This window comes from Granulosicoccus antarcticus IMCC3135 (genome assembly GCF_002215215.1).
GTDB lineage: Bacteria > Pseudomonadota > Gammaproteobacteria > Granulosicoccales > Granulosicoccaceae > Granulosicoccus > Granulosicoccus antarcticus.
Window position 1 is genome coordinate 5,263,601 of the sequence record NZ_CP018632.1, and the last position, 23,343, is coordinate 5,286,943.

Sequence of the window (23,343 nt, forward strand, 5' to 3'; positions counted from 1 at the left end):
GAACTCTGCAATATTTCCCGATCGGCCCACCAGCACTCAGCTGAACAGCACTTCTGAGAAAATGGAATCAGCAAACCGCTTGTATCCTCTATTTCTTGCCACTATCATTGACTTGTCAGTGGACGACCTCTGGCTAAATTTTTTATACGGGACGACCCGGTTTCAGCAAACGGGAGCTCCCCATGCGTACAGTTACAGACCGCATTCGTCACGCCTTGTGTTTCGAACTGATCGGCTTTCTACTTGTGGTGCCTTTAGGCATTCTGATGTTTGGTCTCACACTTCAGGACGTGGGCGTCATCGGAGTGTTCGGTTCAGTGATTGCCACTCTGTGGGTCTACTGCTTCAACTATCTATTCGACCACGCCTTGCTGCGACGCTACGGAACGGTCAAGAAAACCTTTCGACAACGCCTGCTCAACTCCTTTATGTTTGAAATCGGGCTATTGATGGTGCTGCTGCCTTTTATCAGCTTTTACCTCAACATCAGCCTGTGGGAAGCGCTGAAAATGGATATTGCGCTGGCGGCCTTCTATCTGATTTATTCGTTTGCCTACAACTGCGTCTACGATTACCTGTTTCCATTACCGGTGATGGCTGAAGCTCACTAGAACGTCTGTCGCTTTCAAGAAGACGTCGCTCTCAGTACCATGTCCGCATTGACATCTCATTGCCACGTTAGTCCTGCCGGCAACTCAGCGAAACTTCAGTAGCGGCACGTATAATCATCGTCTGTTAACCGGACAGGGACTGTTATCAGCCCCTGCCCGGTGTCGCCCCACCCCTACCAGACTCTGATCGCTTGTTCGCGCAGGCGAATGATTTCAACGCATGATTGCCTTATTTCTGATTCTGCTTGGTATTGCGCTAACCTGGTTGTCGCGCCCGTATTCTGTTGATCTCTACAGATTCGTAAAATGGCGAATAGCCAATCGACGCTGGCTGAAACAGGACTGCGTCGAGTCCTCTGATGCGCAGATTACCTATCGGCTCATACGCAACCCGGCAGCAGACCCGGACAAGCCACCACTGGTACTGCTGCACGGCGGCTTCGGCTCCTACCTGGATTGGTATGCTCAGATTCCAACCCTTGCCGTGTCTCGTGTACTGATAATGATCGACACCCGCGGGCATGGACGTTCGACCCTGGGTGACAAGAGCTTGAAATACGATCTATTCGTCAAGGATGCCATCCGGGTGCTGGACCAGCTAGCTTATATGCAGGTCGATGTAGTGGGTTGGAGTGATGGAGGAATTACCGGCCTGTTGCTTGCCCGAGACCATCCTGAACGAATACGGCGCCTGGTTGCCATCAGTGTCAATGCGCATGCAGATGGGCTTACCGAACAGGCTCGCAGTGCGTTGACAGGCGATCAGCTTGCAGGCTCGCTGAAGTCCAGAATCCTGCACTCGTTATTATCGCCCGAACCGGGTCGCTGGGCCGACTTGACGCAAGCTATATCGGATCTGTGGCAGAACGACCCATGGCTGCTTGAGCATCAAATGCGTTCCATCGTGACACCGACCCTGATAATCGCAGGTTCCAATGATGATGTTCATCATCGTCATCTGGATAACATGGCCAGAATACTGCCCAATGCGACACTACAGATTCTGGCTGGCATTGGTCATGCAGTACCTCAATCAGCACCCGCCAAGGTATTGCAATTGATAAGCAAATTTCTGGACACATCTGCCCGCCAAGGCCCTGTCTGAAAGCAGAATCAAAAATTACACACGGGTAACCGTCGGGTTCATACCGCCCTGACCTGTCCATTTAACGTACAGAAGTTCAAGAAAAAAAATCATTGCATGAACGCTAACGGACCTATCGACTCGCTACCCGAGACTTCCGCCAAAACCAGGCTGGATCTACATGCGCATGCACCGGTGATAGCGGCACTGTTGCTGTTCTGTGCTGGAATGTTTGCCATCTATCGCTTGCTGCATGGCATTGATGTCCACGAGATCATTGCCAGCTTTGGCAATATTCCTGAAACTACCTTTGTGCTGGCCTTACTGACAACGCTGGGCAGTTATATCGCCTTGATCGGTTACGACCGCTCTGCATTGCAATACATCGGGCACAGCGCGCCTCTGCCCTTGCTCGTTGCCGGCTCCTTCACAGCCAATGCTCTGGGCAATACCATTGGACTCTCGGCATTGTCCGGAGGGGCCGTTCGCTGGCGAGTCTATCGAGGCCTGGGGCTTGATACGACAGAAGTGGCGATCGTCTCTGCATTCTGCGCCACCTCACTGGGACTGGGTCTGCTCATGATCGGTCTGGTTGGTCTGTCCATTGAACCCTCGGTCGCCACCAGCTGGCTTCCAATGGATGAGACCAGCGTGCGCATGATCGCACTGGCTATTATCCTCAGCATGCTGCTCACTGCTCTGTATCTGTCGATGACCGGCGACGGCATCAGGATTGGTCAGCGCATGCTTTCACTGCCCAAGCCCAGAGTGCTGGGCGAACAGATTCTATATTCGGTAGTGGACATGCTCCTCGCTTCAGCCACGCTCTATCTGTTACTACCCGATAGCGTGTTGATAGACTTTGCCCCCTTCGTCGCCATATTCGCTGTGGCCTCACTGATTGCGGTCATCAGCCATGTACCCGGCGGCATTGGAGTCTTTGAAAGTGTCGTGATTGCAGGTGTTGGCATACAACCCGACAATTCTGCAGCACTGGTTGCAGCGCTGTTTGCCTACCGCGCCATCTACTATCTGATACCGCTGCTACTGGCGCTGACCATCCTTGCGCTATTGGAAGCCATTCCGCGCAAGGGTTTCATCGCACGGCATTTGCCAAACCGGGCAGCACTGGGAAAACTGGCTGAAGAGAGTGGCCCTCTATTAGTACTGGCACTGTCGTCTATCGTCTTTCTGGTCGGTAGCGTACTGCTGCTCAACGGCCTGGTGCCGATCCCGCAAGAGCTGCTCAATGACATATTGCCGCTGATTCCAACAACTGTTCTGGAAGTCTCGAACGTGATTATCGGCATCGTCGGGGCTGGCCTTGTTCTGCTGTCCAACGGACTGCGGCAACGTATCCGTGCAGCATTCTGGCTGTGTTTTGCGCTACTGATTGCAGCCATCATCTCACTGCTGGTCCAGTCAATCGATTACGACATAGCCGCTGTGGTCATGGTGGTAACCGCTCTACTCTGGGCTGCTCGTAGGGAATTTTATCGAGCCTCGCGCCTCAGCTCCCGACTATTTTCCAGAGAATGGATTGCCCTGGTAGGCGGGCTGTTACTAGCGCTGATTCTGACTTTCTTCATCGCGCACCGCGAGACGCCTTACAGCAATGCGCTCTGGTGGCAGATGGCACAGGATGAGAATACGCCTCGTGCCCTGCGCCTGTTTGGCAGTGCCATCGCCGCAGCCCTGATCGCCGGTCTGTTTTTTGCCCTGCGCCCGGCCATTCGCCAGGAATCGCGTCCAGAATTGCCTAAAGACAAGCTTCTGCATACCATTATTCAATCCCAGTACGACCCTGATGCCGGTTTTGTGTACATGGGCGACAAGGAGGTGCTGATGAATGCCGCTGGCGATGCTTTCATCATGTATGCCCGCCAGGGCAGAACGCTGGTTGCACTGGGAGATCCGATTGGGCCGCGAACCTCTGCAGCCGAACTGATTGACGACTTTGTCTCTCTGGCAGATCGCGAGAATCGTCGCCCCGCTTTCTACCGTATCAGTCCTAAATTGCTGACCTACTATATTGATGTCGGCTTTTCGCTCAGCAAACTGGGAGAGGCTGCCGAGGTAAAACTGGCTAATTTTTCACTCGAAGGCCCACCTCGCTCAAAATTGCGTCAACGCTACAAGCGGGCCGAACGTGACGGACTGACGCTCGAATGGATTGAAACGCCACACGTGCCCGGATTCATCGAAAGCCTGCGCCCCATTTCGGATAACTGGCTGGCACACAAGAACACCCGAGAAAAGGAATTTTCCCTTGGCCGTTTCGATCCGGCCTATCTGGCACGCTTTCCTATCGTTGTGGTGCGTCAGGGAGAGGAGATCGTTGCCTTTGCCAATGTCCTGACGGCAGGCAGCAAAGAGGCAAGTATTGATCTGATGCGATTTACCGAACACGCGCCCTCTGGAACGATGGAGTTTCTGTTCATCGGCCTGATGCTCGAACTGAAAACACGAGAATATGATGGCTTCTCCCTGGGCACCGCACCGCTGATCGGACTCGACCGGGCACGCCACAAGCGATTGTGGGATCACCTGGGGGGCGCGGTTTCCACATTCGGTGGGCGTTTCTACAATTTTGAAGGGCTGCGGGACTACAAGAATAAATTCCTGCCCGAATGGGAACCCCGATATATGGCGACCTGGGGCGGTATGGACCCGTTACTGGTGGCCGCCGATGTCAATGCACTGGTCAGTGGTGGCTTTGCTGGTTCGATTCGCATGACCCGGAAACCGTAAGGGGGGGGAAATTAGAGACTCGTGAGGCAATTAACCAATTCACGACTCTAAACCCGAGATTGACTGCAGTACGTTACCCGGGCTCTGCGCACATGCAGGTACAATCCCCCCAACTTACTACTGCCAGGAGTTTTTCCCTTGACCCAGCCTACCGGAGAGCTTTTCTCCTCACTGCCTATCCGCGCAGAATTGCTTGAGGCTGTTGCATCACTCGAGTATGCAGAGATGACGCCCATTCAGGCGGCGACTTTGCCCCAGATCCTCGAGGGACGGGACGTGCTTGCGCAGGCTCGCACAGGCAGTGGCAAAACGGCGGCTTTTGCCATCGGTCTGTTGAACAAGCTGGATATTCAGACCTTTCTGACACAATCTCTGGTGCTTTGCCCGACGCGTGAGCTGGCTGACCAGGTCGCCAGTGAAATACGCCGCCTCGCCAGTGCTCTGCCGAACACCAAAGTGCTGACACTGTGTGGTGGCAAACCCATGCAGGCCCAACTTGCCTCACTCAAGCGCGAGGCACATGTCATCGTCGGCACACCGGGACGCATTCTCAAGCACCTTGAAAAGGGCTCGCTGCAGGTTGGCGGCATCAAGACTCTGGTGCTGGACGAGGCTGATCGCATGCTCGATATGGGCTTCCATGATGACATCATGCGCATTCTGGACAAGACCAACGACATCAAGCAATCACTGCTGTTTTCCGCCACCTACCCTGATGAAATCAAACATATCAGTGCTGCTGTGCAGAAAAACCCGGTCGAAGTTCGCATGGAAAACTCCGAATCAAGCGAACAGATCGACCAGGTTTTCTTCAGAACCACTGAAAACGGCAAAAAGCAGGCTTTGATCAGCGTGCTGGAAAACTATCATCCGGCATCGACTCTGGTTTTCTGCAATCGCAAGCTGCATTGTCAGGAGCTGACCCAGGCGCTACAGGGACAGGGTTTTTCTGCCAAAGCCCTGCACGGTGACCTTGATCAGTATGATCGCGACGAATCACTGATCCAGTTCGCCAACAACAGTATCTCGATTCTGGTGGCCACCGACGTTGCCGCTCGCGGCCTGGATATCACGGATCTGTCCGCGGTGATCAACTACGACTTGTCGCACGATACCGAATCACATGTTCATCGTATTGGCAGAACCGGACGCGCCGGCAGTGATGGCCTGGCAATCAGCCTGGTATTGCCCAACGAGGATTTCCGCGTACAGGCTATCGCAGAGCTCCAGAATCGACGCATTCATATTCAGGAGCTGCCAACCCGTGCTGGAAAATCTGACGGCAAACTGGTGCCACCAACAGTAACCTTGCATATCAATGCTGGCAGAAAGGACAAGATTCGTCCCGGAGACATTGTTGGCGCCCTGACGGCGAGCTCCGAACTGAACAAGGACGATATCGGCAAGATAACCGTACTGGACAAGATGGCCTATGTGGCTGTTGTACGAGCGCAAGCACACAAGGCGCTGGACCTGCTTGCCAATGGCAAGATCAAGGGTCGTAAATTCAGGGTCAGAACGTTGCGGTAACATCGTCTGGATCGTAGAAAGCGGTCATTTAGTCGAATAATCACGACAAAATGTCCAGTATCTGGTGATAAAGGCTAAAGGCTCACATATGCCATGCCGCCTGAAGGTCGGATAGTTCGAGCCGTGATGGTAGTATATTCGGCTAAATTCTTATCGGTGCGCGCGCGTACCCAACCGCAGGCCCCAATTTGTGATTTCTGCAGCAAACGTTACTATTCAGTTCGGCTCCAAACCCCTTTTCGAGAATATCTCCGTCAAATTCGGAGAAGGCAATCGCTACGGCTTGATTGGTGCCAATGGTTGTGGCAAGTCCACATTCATGAACATTCTCTCCGGCGAACTCGAACCCACCGCCGGCAATGTTTCTCTAACACCCAATGAGCGCATCGGCAAACTGAACCAGGATCAGTTCGCCTTCGAAGAATTCTCCGTTATCGACACCGTTATCATGGGTCATGCGGAACTGTGGAAGGTAAAGCAGGAGCGTGAGCGCCTGTATTCCCTACCCGATATGACTGAAGCCGATGGCATGCGTGTCGCTGAGCTGGAAGTGGAATTTGCCGAAATGGATGGCTATACCGCTGAGAGTCGTGCTGGTGAGTTCCTGAGTGGTGCCGGTATCGAGGAATCTCTGCATTTTGGCCCCATGAGCGACGTTGCTCCGGGTTGGAAACTGCGTGTCTTGCTGGCTCAGGCCCTGTTCGCATCTCCGGATATCCTGCTGCTGGATGAGCCAACCAACAACCTGGATATCAATGCGATTCGCTGGCTGGAAGGCATTCTGAGCAATCAGAAAAGCACCATCATCATCATCTCGCACGATCGTCACTTCCTGAATACGGTCTGCTCGCATATTGCCGATATCGACTACGGCGAGCTGCGCGTCTATCCGGGTAACTATGACGATTTCATGATCGCCTCAACGGCCGCTCGTGAACTACTCCAGAACCAGAATGCCAAGAAGAAAGCGCAGATCGCCGACTTGCAGCATTTCGTCAGTCGTTTCTCTGCCAACGCATCCAAAGCCAAGCAGGCCACTTCACGTGCGAAGCAGATCACCAAAATTGAACTGGCTGATATCAAGCGATCCAGCCGTATCAGTCCCTACATCCATTTTTCACAGGACAAGAAACTGTTCCGACAGGCCCTGACTCTCGAAAACCTGAGCATGGGTTTTGATGAAGGCAAGCTGTTCGAAAACGGCCACCTGATGCTCGAAGCGGGTTCACGCCTGGCTGTCATTGGTGAGAATGGTGTCGGCAAGTCGACCCTGCTGCGTTGCATTCTGAAGGAACTGGACCCGATAAAGGGCGAGGTCATGATGTCAGAAAACGCCACGATCGGTTATTGCCCGCAGGACAACACCCGCGAATTCAAAGGCAATCAGAGCCTGTTCGACTGGATGAGCCAATGGCGCAAGGCTTCACACAATGACCAGATCGTCAGAGCCACTCTGGGTCAGTTGCTGTTTTCGTCTGATGACTTCGAAAAGCCTGTTCAGGTCTGTTCCGGTGGTGAAAAGAACCGTCTGTTGTTCGGCAAGCTGATGATGTCATCCCCCAATGTCATGATTCTGGATGAGCCGACCAACCACATGGATATGGAAGCTATCGAGGCTCTCAATCTGGCACTGGTCCACTACGAAGGCACGATCATCTTTGTCAGCCATGACCGCGAATTCGTCTCTTCACTGGCCACTCAGATCATTGAAATCAAGGGTAAGAAACTGGTGAACTTCGCCGGCACTTACGATGAATACCTGGCAAGCCAGAAAGAAGTCAAGAAAGTCGCTAATTACTGATGACTTGAATCTGGAGCGCCTGGCTGACGAATATCAGCCTGGTGCTCCAGATTACGGCTCTTCTACTCCAGGCCCTTATCGTTCAGCAGTCCAACTGCTCCTCGCCTCGCTTGATACGGCGCAACTGATAACAGCCGCTCGTAACCGCGCCAAGCACCTTTTGATTCGCAGCAATGGCCTGACCGCGAAGCGCAGCTCTGACAGGCCAGCCTTTGATCTCCAAGCCTTTGTCAGGTGTTTAATCACAAGCGTGATTGAATTTTTCCAGGCGAGTTGTGTCCATACAGCGGCCCAGATCAACCGAGGCGCCTCCGTACATGGCTCATCCGGGGTCACACGCGCCCCTTCGGCGATCACATCGATGATGAAATTCAGATCATGAGAGTGTTGCGCGAATGGGTAACAAACTGTGTTTCCAGACCCCTGATTTACAACATTACCTCGCCGAAATATCCCACAAGAGGGACAAACGCGTTACGCTTCCTTGACGCATTACCCCCGAACACACGCTGGAACATCTATTCGTCAATATATTGGCGGCCAAGGTTTCACTTCACGATAAGACTCTCGCCATCGCTGATTTATCGTGTGCAACACCCCTGCACACGTTTCTGGATCAAATATTGTTAGCTCTACCCACATCACACGTACACGTTAAACAAACTAACAGGCACTACGTTGACTACTAATTCCAAAAACTGGACCACCCTGCTTGCTCCATTCAGAAGCGCAGACAACACCAGAGCCCTGATAGAGATCATGGCCACCGTGGTACCACTCGTCGTACTCTGGCTGGTGCTCTGGACACTACTTCAGGTTGGCACCGTATTGAGCTCTGTAGCCTTCGTACTGCTGCTTATACCGGCTGGTGGACTGATGGTCAGGTTGTTCATTTTGCAGCATGACTGTGGGCATGGCTCCATGTTCAAATCGAAAGTCGTGAATAACTGGGTTGGGCGCTTTCTGGGAGTCTTCACGCTAACACCCTATGATTACTGGAGAAAGCTACATGCTGGCCACCATGCTACCTCCGGCGATCTGGAAAGACGTGGTGTCGGTGACATAGATACCCTCACCGTTGCCGAGTACAAAGCAAAAAACAAGACTGGAAAACTGCTGTATCGCCTGTACCGCAACCCGCTGGTCATGTTCGGCCTGGGCCCTTCCTACATGTTTTTGCTTCGCCATCGCATACCTGTTGGCGCGATGAAAGAAGGACTGACAGGTTGGGGCAGCACATTGGCGACCAACGCTGGAATCCTGATAATGACACTGCTGATGATCAAGTTCGCAGGGCTTGATGCCTTTCTGCTGATCCAGCTGCCTATTGTGGTGCTTGGCGCATCAATCGGCGTATGGATGTTCTACGTACAGCATCAGTACGAAGAAACCTACTGGGATACACGTCCTGAATGGAGCCATGAAAACGGCGCACTGCAGGGTAGTTCTTATTACGATTTACCCAAGCCAATCATGTGGATTACTGGTTATATCGGTATACACAATGTTCACCATCTATCCAGCCGCATTCCGTTCTACAAGCTACCCAACGTGATCAAGGCATACCCGGAACTCAAGGAAATTGGCTATTTGAATTTCTGGGATAGCGTTAAATGCGTTCGTCTGGCCCTGTGGGACGAAAACGCGAAAAAACTGATCTCATTCAGAGATGCACGACGACTGCAGTTTGCATCAAGCTGACAGCAGGCGGGTTTCAACATCCATGTTGAGACCTTTCAGAGAGCCAGGCAATCTTTGTTTGCAAACTCGCTATCAATAACGGCACACGGTGGTGCTGAGCTGATCTAAGGGATCGTGAAACAATCCCTAAGTGGCTCAGCAGGTGTAGTTCATGCCCAGACGACCGCCATCGACATAGATGGTTTCGCCAGTAACATAGCTGGCCTTGCTACTGGCCAGAAACGCAACCACATCAGCAACCTCTTTTGCTTTACCAATACGCTGCAGAGGCGTACGTGACATCACCTTTGCCAAAGCTTCAGGGTTGGAGTTGACGCCAGCCAGCATCGCCGTATCAATCGAACCCGGTCCCACCGCATTGACGCGAATGTTATGCGGAGCCAAAGCCAGGGCAGATGCCTTGGTCAACTGCGCAACACCGCCCTTCGATGCGCAATAGGCAGCAATCGTGGGAATGCTGACTACCGCATTGATTGATGACATGTTGACGATGGAGCCTTCGATCTTGTGCTTGACCATGTTTCTGGCAGCTAGCTGCAGAGCCAGGAATGTACCGATCAGATTGATATCAATGACCTGCTTGAATTGCTCAATGGTAGTTTCAAGAAAATCAGCTGGTAGCGCAATACCCGCATTGTTGACCAGTACGGAAAGTGCTCCATGCTCTGAGCCAATCGTCTCGAACATCTTTTCGATCTCAGCCGTATCACCCATGTCGCAAACAAAGGCAACCGTACCGTCACCCAATGTCTCTGCGGCCTTCTTCACACCTTCTGCATCGATATCGCTGAGTATCAAGCGAAAGCCGTCTTCGGCCAGAGCTTCTGCGCAGGCGTAACCGATTCCTTGTGCTGCACCGGTAACCAGTGCCAATGGTTTATCAGACATTATTGTGACTCTCTATCCTGTGATTTGTTGACGTGAGGAGTTTTTGCAGCCTTTGACAGGCTGTCCTGGCATGGGACAACATCCAATCCCCTGCTCTGGACGCACCATGATAGCGCGGTAATCAGTCTACCGTGACCTTGAATACCAGAAATCCCATCATGTATCTCAGGCTGCTCGCTGGTGTGGCTCCGGAGCGACTAGTGCATTGATGGATTCAACAACACCGGGCAAGGCATCAGCGAGTACCGGCACCGAATAATAGAATCCCTGGATGCTACTGCACCCCAATGTGACCAGTTTTTCTTTCTGCTCCAACGTCTCTACGCCTTCGGCCACCGTTTCCAGCCCCAGACCCGATGCCAGCAGCAGTATCGTGTTTACCAGAGATTGCCGGCACTCCTCATGCTGCAGACGCAAGATGAAACTGCGGTCGATCTTGAGCACATCCAGTGGCAAGTCCTGCAAATACTTCAACGACGAATAACCGGTACCGAAGTCATCAATTGCAATACGCACACCTGCCGTCCGCAAGGTTTGCAGGCGCGTGATGACCGCATCAAGATTCTTCATGACGATACTCTCCGTCACCTCCAGCTCGAGCCTGTCAGGTGGCACTCCGTGATGCACCAGTACATCCAGAACCTCGCTACTGAAGTTCTCAAGCTGGAACTGCGAGGCTGCAATATTAACGGCAATACGCAGCTTGCCAAGAGCGGTGTCGCTCCATTGTGAGGCTTGCCAGACAGCTTCGTTCAATACCCAGCTACCGATGGCATTGATCAAACCTGCCTCCTCGGCAACCGAGATGAAATCAGCGGGTGCGATCAGACCTTTATCCGGGTGCCGCCAGCGTATCAGCGCCTCAATACCATCGACAATGCCCGTCTGGCAGTTGACCTTCGGCTGATAGAACAGTTCGAATTGCTCCTCGGCGATGGCCTGGCGCAACTGATATTCGATCTGGACTCTTTTTAACACCTTGGTCGCAAGCGTCTGATCAAAACACAGGATCTGCCCTTTGCCATTGTTCTTCGCCTGATACATGGCCACATCCGCCTTGCGCAACAAATCATCGACATTAGTACCATCTTCAGGAAACCGGCAGATACCCATACTGGTACCCACATTCAGGCTCGAACCGTCAATGAGAAAGGGTTTGGACAGAGAGTCTGACAAGCGAGTCGAGATCTCTACTGCATACTCTAGCGATTGACTACCCTTGATGATGACGGCAAATTCGTCGCCTCCCATGCGGGCGAGCAAATCCTCTGACCTCAGACAGCCGCTCAATCGGCATGCAACCAGCTTCAGCAGCTCGTCGCCTACGCCATGCCCTAACGTATCGTTGACCAGTTTGAAGCCATCCAGGTCCATGAACATCACAGCACCCACGGCATCATTGCCGCTCTTCGGCTCAAGGTATGAGCTCAGCTCCTCCTCGAACTGACGCCGGTTGGGCAGCTTGGTCAGACTGTCGTGATTGGCCTGGTGGTGCAAAGCCGAATGAAGATCATAACGCTCCAGTGCCGCCGACAACTGGTTGACCACGGTGCGGAATACATTGATCTCTCTTTCATTGAGATCGCACCTTTGGCGCTCTCTGACAATGGACAGAGCACCGAATACCTTGCCGGCAGACATGACAGGCATGCACGAGGTACTGCCATAATTCATCTCGTCGCGCATGGCATGTATTCTGGAGGACTCGCGAGCATCGAGCTGGTCTCGAGAGATAAAGGCCTCTTCGCCAGTCTGGCAACACCAGGCGCAGATTGTTTCGGCCACCATCTCGGCAGGCAGCAAAACAAGACGCTTTATCTCCTGACTCAACTTGCCCCAGGCAACATACGATTCCAGTGTTCCGTGTTCATTGACGACAACAAAAACCGCGCCATTGATATCAATCGTATCCAATAACTTACGACAAACAGCATCGGTATCCGCATAGGGATCTGAGATTGCAGACAAGGAACTGCCAAGCTCGCTCAGAGCACGTGATCGAGATAGTTCGGCTTGAGTCGATGCCATCAGTTGAGCATTCTTGATGGCAATTGCCGCTATATTGGCTATTTTTTCAGCCAACGCGATTTCAGGCCTGATACTGACGTCCCATGAAAAAGAGCCTAGCACCATCACGCCAATCACATCATCATCCACAATCAGTGGTACGCAACAAAGCTGCTGCTCATAAATATAATCGGGAAGCCAGTACCTGCCAACCGTGGTTTTATCCATGAACACACTCTTGCGATCTTCCCACACCTTGCCGGCAATTCCCTGCCCTCTGGGTCGTTGCAAACCAAGGCAAGCCCGCTTCTGTGGACCGACAGCCGCCACGGCTTCCATATAGCAACCCGCCTCGTTCAACATCCAGATGTACGCACTCTGAGCCCGGGTATGCACCACGATCGTTTCGGCAATATGATCAAACAAGGTGTCAAGATCCAGATTCTGCATCAAAGACGTGAGCACATCACCCAACACTGAAAGATGCCCATCCTGCAGCTCGACTGTCGCGCGATTCTCTGCCAGGTTCTGGTGCAAGCCGATCAGATCACTGACGTCGCGGGACTGAACCAGCAAGGCTGTGATATTCCCATCCTTGTCTCTCAGGGGTGTTCTCAGCGTATCCGCCGAATACATCGATTCAGAACCCTTTCGCAAGTCGCTATCGGCTTCATGCAGAGGGCAACCTGCCTTGACGGCTTCGTCATCGAGCGCCCAGAATCCCGGAAAACCCAGCTTTGAATCGCCGAGCACCATTCGCTCCGGTATGCCGACCTCCAGATCATGCCGACCGATCATCTTTTCCACCGACAGGCCCAACGAGTCAGCCAGAGCCTGATCAACCAGAAGAAACCGATGTTCGAGATCTTTGATGACAAATGTTGTTAACTGCGCATCTGCTATCTGTTGCAGCATTTGCTGCGTATCGAAGCATCGAAACACGGGAGGTAGCTCAAATCAGGGCTCGCACTTCTTGTCGGCTGCCTCATTGCCATCTTGCGGTTCAATAGTGACAATGAAACATGGCGATCAATGCAGACGTGACTCCAATCACAAGCCGACGTATCAAACGCCAGAAATAATAGCCATTGCCGCTAAGGGATCGTGAAGGCAACTAATTACTTCACGAGCCCCTGGCTTATTGCCTCTTCCACCGCGCTCCGGCTATCCGGGCTTTGTCAGTGTTCTGACATCCGTATCAATGTGCGGCACTAGCAGCGGCCCCGTCATCTGCGCCGTCCTCATCATCAGAACGCCGGATACGATGAGAGAGCCAGACAAGCGGTATCATCAATATGAACAGAACGGCGGTGGCCAGAAAAATATCGTCAATGCTCATCGTGAACGCCTGCTGACTGACAAGTCGATCTATCAGAGACAGACTCTGCACATCACTCAAGCCCTTGGCGCTCATTTGCCCAAGCGTCTCAGTCAATACCTGGTTACTCCCGCTCAGATGTTCAGTCAATTGGGCATGATGCAATGCCGCCCGATGCTCCCAGGCTGTGGTACTGACTGAGGTGCCAACGGCCCCCGCCGTGATTCGTACAAAATTCGATAGTCCCGATGCCGCCGGGAGTTTCTCCGGCGGCAAGCCTGACAAGGTGATGGTCACCAGCGGGATAAAGAAGGTTGCCAGCGCCAGCCCCTGAATCACGATGGGTATCAGAATGGTCTGCGGCGTGGTGTCTGTACTGAACTGTGAGCGCATCCACATGGACAGTGCAAAAACAAGAAAGGAGACCGTGACAACCTTGCGTGCATCCAGACGTGCAATGTTGGCCCCCACAAAAGGGGTAGCAACAATGGCCAGTATGCCCACGGGAGCCGTGACCATACCCGCCCAGGTTGCTGTATAGCCCATCCACTGCTGCAACCACAAAGGCAGAACGACGATCGATCCAAAGAATGCACCGTACCCCAAGGAGATAGCCACCGTACCTACCCAGAAATTACGCCCCGCAAACAGTCGCAGATCAACCACCGGATGCTCCTCCGTTAACTCCCAGATGACAAAAGCAATAAATCCGACCACAGCCACCAGTGCCAGCATCACTATCTGTGAGGAGGCAAACCAGTCCAGCTCCTTGCCCAGATCCAGCATCACCTGCATGGAACCGACCCAGATAACCAGCAAGGCAAGACCGATGGTGTCGATCGGTAATCGACGAGTAGGAGTCTCCCGGTGCCGATAGATTGCCCAGGTTATGCCCGCCGCCAGCAGACCGACAGGGATATTGATGTAGAAAATCCAGGGCCATGACATATTGTCTGTTATCCAGCCACCCAGCAGCGGACCACACACCGGAGCCACCAGCGTTGTGATAGCCCACATTCCCAATGCCATGCCAGCCTTGGCTTTCGGATAACTGGACAACAACAGAGTTTGGGACAAGGGAATCATCGGACCTGCAACAACCCCCTGCAGTATTCTAAACAAGATCAGCATTTCGATACTCGATGCCATGCCACACAGCGCTGAAGCCAGCGTGAATAACAGAATACTGGACACAAACAGGCGTACCTGACCAAAGCGTTGCGTCAGCCAGCCTGTCAGCGGTACCGAGATGGCATTAGCCACAGCGAACGAGGTAATGACCCAGGTCCCCTGAGTCGGGCTGACACCCAGATCTCCAGCTATTGCCGGTATCGACACATTGGCAATGGATGTGTCCAGTACGTTCATGAAGGTCGCCAGTGACAGGACGATGGTTCCAAGAACCAGCGTTCCGCCTGTCAGTGGTTTAATGCTGGCTTGTGGTGCTGCCATGATCAGATATCACCGTCTACGATGGGGAACAATTCTGAAAATCCGAAGCGCATTCAAATACGCTCAGTTCGTTGAATTTTCAGATACAGGAAGCGTCGGTATGTCTGAAATATTCTGTTCGATAATGCTCTGAATAAGCGCCTCATCCTTGTCACTTGCAGCCGCAACTTTCGCAGCCGTTGTCAGCATCTCAGGAGTGTCAGTGCTGGCAATACCTGAGAGCCGACTGCCACTGGTGTCGTCGGTATGAACCGTTGCCGTCAAAGACAGGCCAATACGCAAAGGATGCTCCTCAAGCTCGCCTCCATCCAGACTTATACGAACCGGCACCCGCTGAACCACCTTGATCCAGTTGCCTGTGGCGTTCTGCGCCGGCAGCAATGCAAATGCAGCTCCAGTACCCGCTCCCAGCCCCTGAACCGTTCCCTTGTAGACGACATCATCACCATAGATATCGGCTACCAGCTCGACACTTTGTCCGATACGCATATCAGCCAGTTGGCTTTCCTTGAAATTCGCATCAACCCAGACATCCTGCAAAGGGATGACTGACATGAGTGAGCTTCCCGTTAGCACTCGCTGCCCCAACTGAACCCGACGCTGTGCAACATAACCATCCACCGGCGCACGAATCTCGGTGCGTTCCAATGCCAGCATGGCGTTGCGCATCTGAGCCGCAGCGCGTTTGACTTTCGGATGCTTAGCAGGAGTTGTATTAGCCGTCAGCAGCAAACTGGTGGTCAGCTGTTCGCGGGCTGCCGCCAGGGCCGCTTTGGCTGCCTGGGTAGAGCTCTCAGCCACATCGAGTTGCGCCTGCGTATGCTTGAGCTCTTCGCTGGAGATAGCACCGGATTTAGCCAACCCCATTCGACGTGACAAATCACCACGATATTGATCAGCTTGTGATGTCGCCCGAGCAAGGTCTGCTTCTCGCGATTCGATCTGAGCGCTCAACATGGCATTGTTTCCATAGAGCGTACTGACTTCGCGAACGGTCTGTGCCAGGTCAGCCTCTGCCTGCTCCAGAGCCAGCTGTGCATCAACCGGATCAAGTCGTACCAGCACCTGATCGGCTGCCACAAAGTCGGTGTCCTGCGCAGCAATTTCCACCACAGTACCCGGGAGTTGCGGCGTCACCTGGACTATAGGCCCTTGCACATAGGCATTGTCGGTCTCTTCGGATGCGCTGGCTCCAAAGTGATGCCATACGCTATAGCCAGCGGCCCCCAGCACGACAACACCCAGCAAAATGCCGAGTCCATGCTTGCGTTTACGTTGACTGTCTGCTCTGGAGCTTGTGTCGTTTTCTGAATGATCAGGCGCTGATTCTGTCTGGTTCATGATTGCCTTGCTTTGGCCTTGTTCTTCGTAATGGAAGAGTGAGAGATGAGATTGAGCTTGTTGGTAGGGGCAGCTTGTCGCTTTATCGGAAAAACAGGGGAATACTCAGCCTGTTTTCCCAATTACCCCACTAGGAGCTGCCACCGCTTCCGGCTTCACCGTTCAGCAGAATACGATGCAGAAAACCGGTGAGCGTCACCACTTCTTCCGAAGTGAAGCCGCGGATATGATCGTTGAGCACAGTACACAGTGCTTCGGGAATAACACGGGCCGATTCACGCCCAGCCGCGGTGACCTCCAGATTCACCACACGCCGGTCCTCGACACTGCGAACTCGTCTGATCAGGCCTTTGTGCTCCATGCGATCCACCATTCGCGTCACGGCACCGGTATCCACCTGCATGCGCCGGGCAAGTTCTGCCGAGGTGCTGGCGGTGCCATTGTCAAGAATGAACAGAGGCAGCCACTGCATGGCCGTCAGGTCGTAAGGCTCCATGGATTGTTCAATCTGCGATTGTATGGAGTTGATGATTCGGCGCATCAGATACGCAATGGCCTCATCAGGCACAAAGTTCTCAGGCGTATAAAAGGGTGCTACCTGCTCTTCTGGCGTCTGATCCGTATCGTGTGACATTGCCCTCTTGCCGAGTGGTTGAGTACAGGCAGGAAATATGACTGCCTAGGCAGTCATTGTCAAGACAGCTAATTGGGAATAATAGTGCCTTTCTGATTTATCTATGTTGCTCGAAATTCATAAATAGATCCTGCAACAACCAACGCTGATATGGAGACATTTCTCAGTAGTGTCAGCATGAGAGACTAATGTAGAAAAATTCCCACGAAACTAGTAGTCCAACCGGAAGATATTTTCATGTTCTGAAAATATCTTCCGGTTGGACTACTAGGGTTTACCCTACTAGGCGGATGTCATGCAGTTCGGTACCCTCTGTTTGTTGCCAATGGACATGGATGCTAATAAGTGATATCGAATACAGCACTACGACCTCAGCGTCAGACACAGTCAATCGTGGGACTGTCTCCAAGGGACGAACAGGAAGCCACAAATACATCTAACCTCTCTTCATCATCACCTCACTCCTCACCTTCTAAAACGCATGGGTTTGGCGATACCTCCACGTTGCGAGATTCTGTGCTGGCGAGCGGCTCGGAAAAAAATACCAACCCCGGTACAGACGATGTCCAGAGTGTGTTCAAGGAACAGTTCTCGAGTCTTGCCTCAGACAAGGAAGCTTTTCATTCCACACTAAGGGACGCCTTTGGTGATAATTACGATGTAGGTGCCGCCGAGACCATACGACAGCAAACCTTAACGGGTGATTTCAGCTGGATGCCTAGTATCGAATATGTCAGCGCTGATGTGCTTGGTGATGGCATCGGTGCCTATGATTCGGCGAATGATCGAATTCTGCTGAACAATGATTTCAAGGGCAGCACTCAGCTTGCCAACATCTTTACTGAGGAAGTTGGTCACGCACTGGACGCCAGGTTGAATACCTCAGATACGGCTGGTGATGAGGGCGAGCTGTTTCAGATGCTGGTGGCTGGCAACAACCCCGATGCTACACGGCGACAGGAAATGCTGAACGATAATGATCACGGAAATGTCGTTGTCAATGGAGAGGCTGTCGAGGTCGAGTTCGGTTGGAATCCTTTCAAGGACGTTGCAGAATTTGTTCAGGACGAAATTATCGATCCTATCAAGGAGCATATCGTCGAACCTGTGGTGGAGCATGTCGTCAAGCCGATTCTTGATCTGGGGAGTAGCGTCATTGACATCGCTACGGATGTCATCAAGTTTCCATTTGAACTGGGACAGATATTTTTCAGCGGACTTGGAGATGCTGGCTCAGCGTTATTCAGTGGCGATTTTTCAGGGGCATGGAATGCGCTGACAACAACTGCTGGCGATATGTTTGAAGCAAGCGCTGCGCAGGTTGTGGACACTGGGGTGATGTCATTGCATGCGGCGGTCAATTTCATAGAGTCGGTGACTGGTCAGATTGAAGAGCGGTCATTGAGTCAGGCGGAGATCAACTATCTAAGACCTATCTACGGAGATTCAATTGACTACAGCGCGGTGACAGTTCAGAGCGGTGGTATCAAAGAATCACTCGATATGCGAGCCAATGTTGTGGGCAATGATATTTTCATGCCTGAGAGTGCATTCGAGGCAGACGGTGTGACACTAACAGAAGATGGTCTGGAAACCCTGGGCCACGAAATGGGTCATATTTGGCAGTTTCAGAACCGAGGTCCCGACTACATCAGTAGTGCGATACTTTCTCAACATTCACACGGTAGCGAGGGTGTAGGCACCGGTGAAGGCTATGACTGGCTTGCAGTGGCAGATGAGGGCGTACATTTCAATGACATGAATCCGGAGAGTCAGGCTGAGCTAGCTTCATTTATCGGGCAATCAATCGATCCCATCACCGGGGAGGTCAGTGAGGACTTATTGGAGAAAGCAATAGCTAAAGAACTCAAAATTGACAGTTACGACATATCATCCGAAGCGCTAGCCATTGTCATGGAAGCCCACGATATACTACGTGCTGGATAGCAAGATGCTGCTATCAACAAGCAGGAAGGTTGATCCGAATGAAATTGCACCAAACATACGTTCCATCCTTACTGCTATGCACAGTTGCTATAGCGGGCTGTCAGGAAACTACTTCCAGAATGTGCGACGGCTTTCACCATCCCTTAGCAGAAGTCTGGACCGAGAATAATGGTTTGGGAGAAGTACGAACCTTTACCGATTTGTCTGGCAACCGCAAAAGCTACGTTTTGCAATCAATCGAGAGAACATCTCCGAGAGAAAACATTGTAAACGGATCAGACCCTAACCGGGTCAGCTGTCTGGAGTCAGCGGAATACTTGTATGTCGAGTCCAGTTCGGATATGGCATTCGAGTTTGACATTTTACAAAGAGACGTTCGTGCCGATCAACCGACAGAAGATCAAACTGTACGGTTGACGTTCAATGTGCAAAATCCGGTTGGCACTGATACCGATATGGGTACATTGATAAGATTTGAATTGGATGACCTGGCCTTTAACAATCTGTTGGGGAGCACGGACGGCAGCACTAATCCACGCGAAATTGAATATATCCCCCAGGCCACCGTCAACAATGAAGTTTATGCTGACCTACTACAGCATACATTCATAGACAACAGCACTCGTTTTACCGATGGTGTTGTTGATGAGCAGGCTCAGTGGGTTCGTGTCCTGCTCGCCAAAGATATCGGCCTGCTGCAATATGAGCTGTTGAACGGGACGGTGTACACACTGACGCGCGATTAGTGGTTATTTGCGCAGCGACACACGACACGCATGGGAGTTGGATTTCGCTCTGAGCGCAGCGCTGAAGCCCGGTGTTGGGCAGGTACATCGACAAGCTGCTATCAAACAGTCGGTGCGTATCGATGTCGCAGAAAGTGGCTGATGCTGTCCGCCAGTGCCACCATCAGCACAATCACCAGAATGCACGCCGCCACCTTGTCAAACTGGAAAACACTGAGTCGCAGATACAATTCCTGCCCGACACCACCGGCACCGACAATGCCCATTAATGTGGCGGCGCGCAAGTTGTGCTCCCAGCGATAAAGAGAATAGCTGAGCAATTGACTGCGAGCTTGTATCAACGTACTCCACAGGGGGGCAATGATGGGTCGACTGCCATTGGCGAGCAGATTTTCCAGTGCCGCCGCATCCTGATTTTCAAGACACTCACTATAGAGCCGGGACAACACACCGACACTGGCCAGAAACAGGGCTAGCGTGCCGGTAAACGGACCGATACCTGCCACGATGATCAGCAGCATGGCCCAGACCAGCTCGGGAATCGAGCGCAGTACGATCTGTACACCGCGTATGAAGACGATCAAGAGGCTACGGCCAACGGCCTGTTTTCTCTGATCTGCCACGAACAAGGCATAGCTGATCAGTAGAGCCACAATACAAGCCAGTGCTGTACCTGCAAAGGCCATGCTCAGGGTTTCCAGGGCGCCTGTTGCCAGGCGTTGCCATAATCCCAGCGAGGTATCGGGTGGCAAAAAGCCAAAGACGAACTCCTTGGTTCGCGCAAAGCTGGATGGCTTCAACCATTGGCCGACCTGCCAGTCCACCGCATGAAAACTACTGAGCACCAGCAATACCAAGGCAGCCATGCTGATTCGCTGCAACAACAGGGAGCGCTTTCCAGATAGAAGGCTTATATGACTCTCTTGTCTGTTGTGCCGGTGCAGATAGCGACGCAAAGAGCCGCTGAGGGTGTCGGCCAGGTAAACCAGCACGACGAACACCAGAATGATGCTCAAAACCTCCGGGGAGGACAATTGGCGTATGGATATCAACAGCTCCTGCCCTAGCCCGCCGGCGCCCACAAATCCTAGCACCACCGAGGTTCTCAGCGTACATTCCCAGCGATAGATCGAATACGACAACAACTCGGGAAGACATTCGGGCACGGTTGCATAGAACAGCGTCTGGGTGCGCGAACTTCCGTTGTCCAGCAAGTTGCCGGTGATACTGGCCTCACCCGACTCCATGATCTCGGCATAGTTCTTCGCCAGGATGCCCACATTGGTTATCAGCAAGCCCATGATGCCTGCGGTTGCTCCCAGGCCGGTAATACCCACAAAGAGCAGTGCCCAGATAAGCTCCGGGACACTGCGCATGAATAGCAACAGCCCGCGCAGTGTGCCGCGACAAATACGCGAAACTGGACTCATGCTCCGACCCCGGCTTGAGATGGACAGGCGGCTTGTCACCATCACGGCTAGCGGGGCTGCCAGTACGATCGCCAGCACGGTGGCGACCGTGGCGATCGAGACTGTCACGATCGTTGCCCGCATCAATCGCTGCAGAAATTCGGTATCGGTTCTGGGTGGCCAGAAGGTTGCGAAAAAATCCGCACCTGACTGCAGTGACTGACTATTGAGCAGTGTTGCAGGATGAAACTCAGAGCCGACCAGCGAGGCTGCAAACAGCAAGATCAGCCCCACACCCAACAAGGCGCGAGTGCTTCGCTCAGGATCACTCAGCAACATGCTTCGCAGCCGACTATCAATCCCGGAGTTCAGACTCATAGCCTCGGTACAGGGACTCGATCATCGGCTCATCGACATCCTCTGCTGGCAGATCAAACAGCACTCGGCCCTGCCGTAAACCGATGATGCGAGACAAATGACTACGCGCCAGTTCGACCTGATGCAAAGAGCACACAATGGACTGGCTGTTTTGAGTCACATGATTCAGCAAAGTACTCAGACACAGCTCGGAGCTGGAAGGGTCCAGCGCTGACAGTGGTTCATCGACGAACAGATATTCGGCTTCACAAGCCATGGCCCGAGCAATGGCAACCCGTTGCTTTTGTCCACCGGACAAGGTCTCAACAGGTCGCCACAAGTGCTGCTCAACATCAAGGCTTGACAGAAAACCATGCGCCAGCTCGACATCTGCGCGGGCTGGGAACATCAGCGAGCGCAAAGCAAATGCCAACGAACGTGTTGGCAATAGTCCGGACAAGACCGCCAGTGCGACTCGTTGCCTAGCTGGTAGAGGCGCCGATTGCGGGCAGAGATGAATCTTGCCGCGCATCCGTTGCAAACGGGCGGTTTTCTGCTGCCAGGGATCCTGCTCGTCGAGCGCCACGCTACCGGTTGACGGTGCAAGCGCCATGCTCATGATCCGCAACAAGGAGCTCTTGCCAGAACCACTGGGGCCGATCAGAGCCACCTGCTCCTGGCGATCAATGGTCAGGCAGATGTCATCCAGTGCCGGTGTCCCGTCATTGTAGGTGACACCAACCTGACCCAGTCTGAGGCTCAAGAGCTAGTTGCTGCCCAGTAGCTCAGCCGCTATTGCGGCGCGCTTGATGCCGTCATAGAAACTTGCCTCGGTGGGCACGAAACGCGTGGCTCGTTGCAGATCCAGGATGATTCGGTCTGACTCGTTCTCAGGATCCAGCGCAATAAAGGCATCAATGAGCTTGCCACGAATATCAGAAGACAGAGCCGGCCTGATAGTCCAGTTGTAATCATGATATTCAGGCGTGGTGTAGAACACCCGAAGCTTGTCAGTATCGACTTTACCTTCCTCGACAAGCTTCTCCCACACCTTGATATTCAGGGCGCCTGCAGCAACCCGACCACCTGCAACCGAAAAGGCCGTTGCATCGTGAGCACCTGAAAATGCAATGGACAGATCATTGTCGACATCGATTCCCTCGCTGCTCAGATAATGTCTGGGCATCAGATGGCCTGATGTGGATGAAGGTGAACCAAACGAGAAGCTGACGCCTTTCAAATCGGCGATCGACTGGATGGCTGAATCAGTCTGTGTAATGAAAACCGACTGAAAACGCTCGTCTTCCGCTCGTTGGACAATAGGCTCTACTTTGCCATCGGATCGCTGCGCCGCTTGCACGTAAGTGAAACCACCCAGCCAGGCCATATCGATCTGTTCGCTGACCAGAGCTTCAACGGCTGCCGCGTAATCGGTTACAGGCACAAAAGAGACCGGCATTTCCAGAACCTGCGACAGATAGTCCGCCAACGGTTCGAACTTGCGTATCAGTTCTGTCGGGGCCTCATCCGGGATCGCGCTGATGCGGAATGTATTCTGTGTATCAGCGTGGGATTGCCCGCCAATAATGCTGAATGTCAGCAAAGTAGCGCAGGCCAGAAATCGGGTAAATCTCTGAGATCTGGCTCCAGGGCTTACTGCCGAGCACAGGCGCTGTACAACAACCGATGTAGATCGTGTCATGTTGATAATTCAATCACAATTGCGGCAAGATTAAATGGGCTTGCCAAGGCGGCTGGACTATAGC

At 52.8% G+C, this 23,343-nt stretch carries 16 protein-coding genes; 8 read left to right on the top strand and 8 right to left on the bottom strand.

Annotation, left to right across the window (positions count from 1 at the left end; all coding sequences use genetic code 11):
* The first annotated feature begins 182 nt into the window (after positions 1-182).
* The 6 genes from IMCC3135_RS22855 (at position 183) to IMCC3135_RS22880 (ending at position 9,478) form a co-directional block, all read left to right on the top strand.
* Entirely contained in the window at positions 183-611 is a 429-nt protein-coding gene (locus IMCC3135_RS22855) for a PACE efflux transporter (RefSeq protein WP_088919696.1), read from the top strand.
* 220 nt (positions 612-831) lie between these two features.
* Complete coding sequence (locus IMCC3135_RS22860; protein WP_088919697.1) at positions 832-1,716, top strand: alpha/beta fold hydrolase; 885 nt, start codon at positions 832-834, stop codon at positions 1,714-1,716.
* A 96-nt stretch (positions 1,717-1,812) separates the two neighbouring features.
* On the top strand, positions 1,813-4,446 hold the full coding sequence (gene mprF / locus IMCC3135_RS22865; protein ID WP_088919698.1) for a bifunctional lysylphosphatidylglycerol flippase/synthetase MprF: 2,634 nt from the start codon (positions 1,813-1,815) through the stop codon (positions 4,444-4,446).
* A gap of 138 nt (positions 4,447-4,584) precedes the next feature.
* Positions 4,585-5,976, top strand: a complete 1,392-nt coding sequence (gene dbpA / locus IMCC3135_RS22870; RefSeq protein ID WP_088919699.1) for an ATP-dependent RNA helicase DbpA — start codon at positions 4,585-4,587, stop codon at positions 5,974-5,976.
* 190 nt (positions 5,977-6,166) lie between these two features.
* The gene (locus tag IMCC3135_RS22875; RefSeq protein WP_088919700.1) at positions 6,167-7,777 is read left to right on the top strand and encodes an ABC-F family ATPase; all 1,611 of its coding nucleotides are present in this window, start codon (positions 6,167-6,169) and stop codon (positions 7,775-7,777) included.
* 678 nt (positions 7,778-8,455) lie between these two features.
* Positions 8,456-9,478 (top strand): fatty acid desaturase, encoded by a 1,023-nt coding sequence (locus IMCC3135_RS22880; RefSeq protein WP_236994642.1) that lies wholly within the window; start codon positions 8,456-8,458, stop codon positions 9,476-9,478.
* 135 nt (positions 9,479-9,613) lie between these two features.
* Here IMCC3135_RS22880 and IMCC3135_RS22885 read toward each other — a convergent pair whose 3' ends face one another.
* From IMCC3135_RS22885 to IMCC3135_RS22905, 5 genes are all read right to left on the bottom strand, one after another.
* The gene (locus IMCC3135_RS22885; RefSeq protein ID WP_088919702.1) at positions 9,614-10,366 is read right to left on the bottom strand and encodes an SDR family NAD(P)-dependent oxidoreductase; all 753 of its coding nucleotides are present in this window, start codon (positions 10,364-10,366) and stop codon (positions 9,614-9,616) included.
* 165 nt (positions 10,367-10,531) lie between these two features.
* Positions 10,532-13,315, bottom strand: a complete 2,784-nt coding sequence (locus IMCC3135_RS22890; RefSeq protein ID WP_088919703.1) for an EAL domain-containing protein — start codon at positions 13,313-13,315, stop codon at positions 10,532-10,534.
* 256 nt (positions 13,316-13,571) lie between these two features.
* Positions 13,572-15,143, bottom strand: coding sequence for a DHA2 family efflux MFS transporter permease subunit (locus tag IMCC3135_RS22895; RefSeq protein WP_088919704.1), 1,572 nt, complete (start codon positions 15,141-15,143; stop codon positions 13,572-13,574).
* A 63-nt stretch (positions 15,144-15,206) separates the two neighbouring features.
* Positions 15,207-16,484, bottom strand: a complete 1,278-nt coding sequence (locus IMCC3135_RS22900; protein ID WP_088919705.1) for an HlyD/EmrA/EmrK family protein — start codon at positions 16,482-16,484, stop codon at positions 15,207-15,209.
* A 130-nt stretch (positions 16,485-16,614) separates the two neighbouring features.
* Complete coding sequence (locus IMCC3135_RS22905) at positions 16,615-17,118, bottom strand: MarR family winged helix-turn-helix transcriptional regulator (RefSeq protein WP_088919706.1); 504 nt, start codon at positions 17,116-17,118, stop codon at positions 16,615-16,617.
* 504 nt (positions 17,119-17,622) lie between these two features.
* On the opposite strand from IMCC3135_RS22905, the gene IMCC3135_RS22910 reads away from it, so the two are divergent.
* Both IMCC3135_RS22910 and IMCC3135_RS22915 read left to right on the top strand, forming a co-directional pair.
* Complete coding sequence (locus tag IMCC3135_RS22910) at positions 17,623-19,065, top strand: hypothetical protein (protein WP_157736218.1); 1,443 nt, start codon at positions 17,623-17,625, stop codon at positions 19,063-19,065.
* A 119-nt stretch (positions 19,066-19,184) separates the two neighbouring features.
* Positions 19,185-19,811, top strand: coding sequence for a hypothetical protein (locus IMCC3135_RS22915; RefSeq protein ID WP_088919708.1), 627 nt, complete (start codon positions 19,185-19,187; stop codon positions 19,809-19,811).
* A gap of 101 nt (positions 19,812-19,912) precedes the next feature.
* Here the strand turns inward: IMCC3135_RS22915 and IMCC3135_RS22920 are convergent, their stop codons facing one another.
* From IMCC3135_RS22920 to IMCC3135_RS22930, 3 genes are read right to left on the bottom strand one after another with little or no spacing between them, the layout of a single operon-like run.
* Positions 19,913-21,598, bottom strand: a complete 1,686-nt coding sequence (locus IMCC3135_RS22920) for a PhnE/PtxC family ABC transporter permease (RefSeq protein ID WP_088919709.1) — start codon at positions 21,596-21,598, stop codon at positions 19,913-19,915.
* Positions 21,576-22,340 (bottom strand): phosphonate ABC transporter ATP-binding protein, encoded by a 765-nt coding sequence (locus IMCC3135_RS22925; RefSeq protein ID WP_088919710.1) that lies wholly within the window; start codon positions 22,338-22,340, stop codon positions 21,576-21,578. The genes IMCC3135_RS22920 and IMCC3135_RS22925 overlap by 23 nt, the downstream gene beginning before the upstream one ends.
* Positions 22,341-22,343: 3 nt before the next feature.
* Positions 22,344-23,279 (bottom strand): putative selenate ABC transporter substrate-binding protein, encoded by a 936-nt coding sequence (locus IMCC3135_RS22930; RefSeq protein ID WP_088919711.1) that lies wholly within the window; start codon positions 23,277-23,279, stop codon positions 22,344-22,346.
* Between the last annotated feature and the right edge of the window lie 64 nt (positions 23,280-23,343).

Excerpts from the sequence above, each read along its gene's own strand:
- IMCC3135_RS22885 (WP_088919702.1), bottom strand. The coding sequence starts at position 10,366 with ATGTCTGATAAACCATTGGCACTGGTTACCGGTGCAGCACAAGGAATC.
- IMCC3135_RS22855 (WP_088919696.1), top strand. The coding sequence starts at position 183 with ATGCGTACAGTTACAGACCGCATTCGTCACGCCTTGTGTTTCGAACTG.
- IMCC3135_RS22920 (WP_088919709.1), bottom strand. The coding sequence starts at position 21,598 with ATGAGTCTGAACTCCGGGATTGATAGTCGGCTGCGAAGCATGTTGCTG.
- IMCC3135_RS22860 (WP_088919697.1), top strand. The coding sequence starts at position 832 with ATGATTGCCTTATTTCTGATTCTGCTTGGTATTGCGCTAACCTGGTTG.
- IMCC3135_RS22915 (WP_088919708.1), top strand. The coding sequence starts at position 19,185 with ATGTGCGACGGCTTTCACCATCCCTTAGCAGAAGTCTGGACCGAGAAT.
- IMCC3135_RS22905 (WP_088919706.1), bottom strand. The coding sequence starts at position 17,118 with ATGTCACACGATACGGATCAGACGCCAGAAGAGCAGGTAGCACCCTTT.
- IMCC3135_RS22895 (WP_088919704.1), bottom strand. The coding sequence starts at position 15,143 with ATGGCAGCACCACAAGCCAGCATTAAACCACTGACAGGCGGAACGCTG.
- IMCC3135_RS22900 (WP_088919705.1), bottom strand. The coding sequence starts at position 16,484 with ATGAACCAGACAGAATCAGCGCCTGATCATTCAGAAAACGACACAAGC.
- mprF (WP_088919698.1), top strand. The coding sequence starts at position 1,813 with ATGAACGCTAACGGACCTATCGACTCGCTACCCGAGACTTCCGCCAAA.
- IMCC3135_RS22930 (WP_088919711.1), bottom strand. The coding sequence starts at position 23,279 with ATGACACGATCTACATCGGTTGTTGTACAGCGCCTGTGCTCGGCAGTA.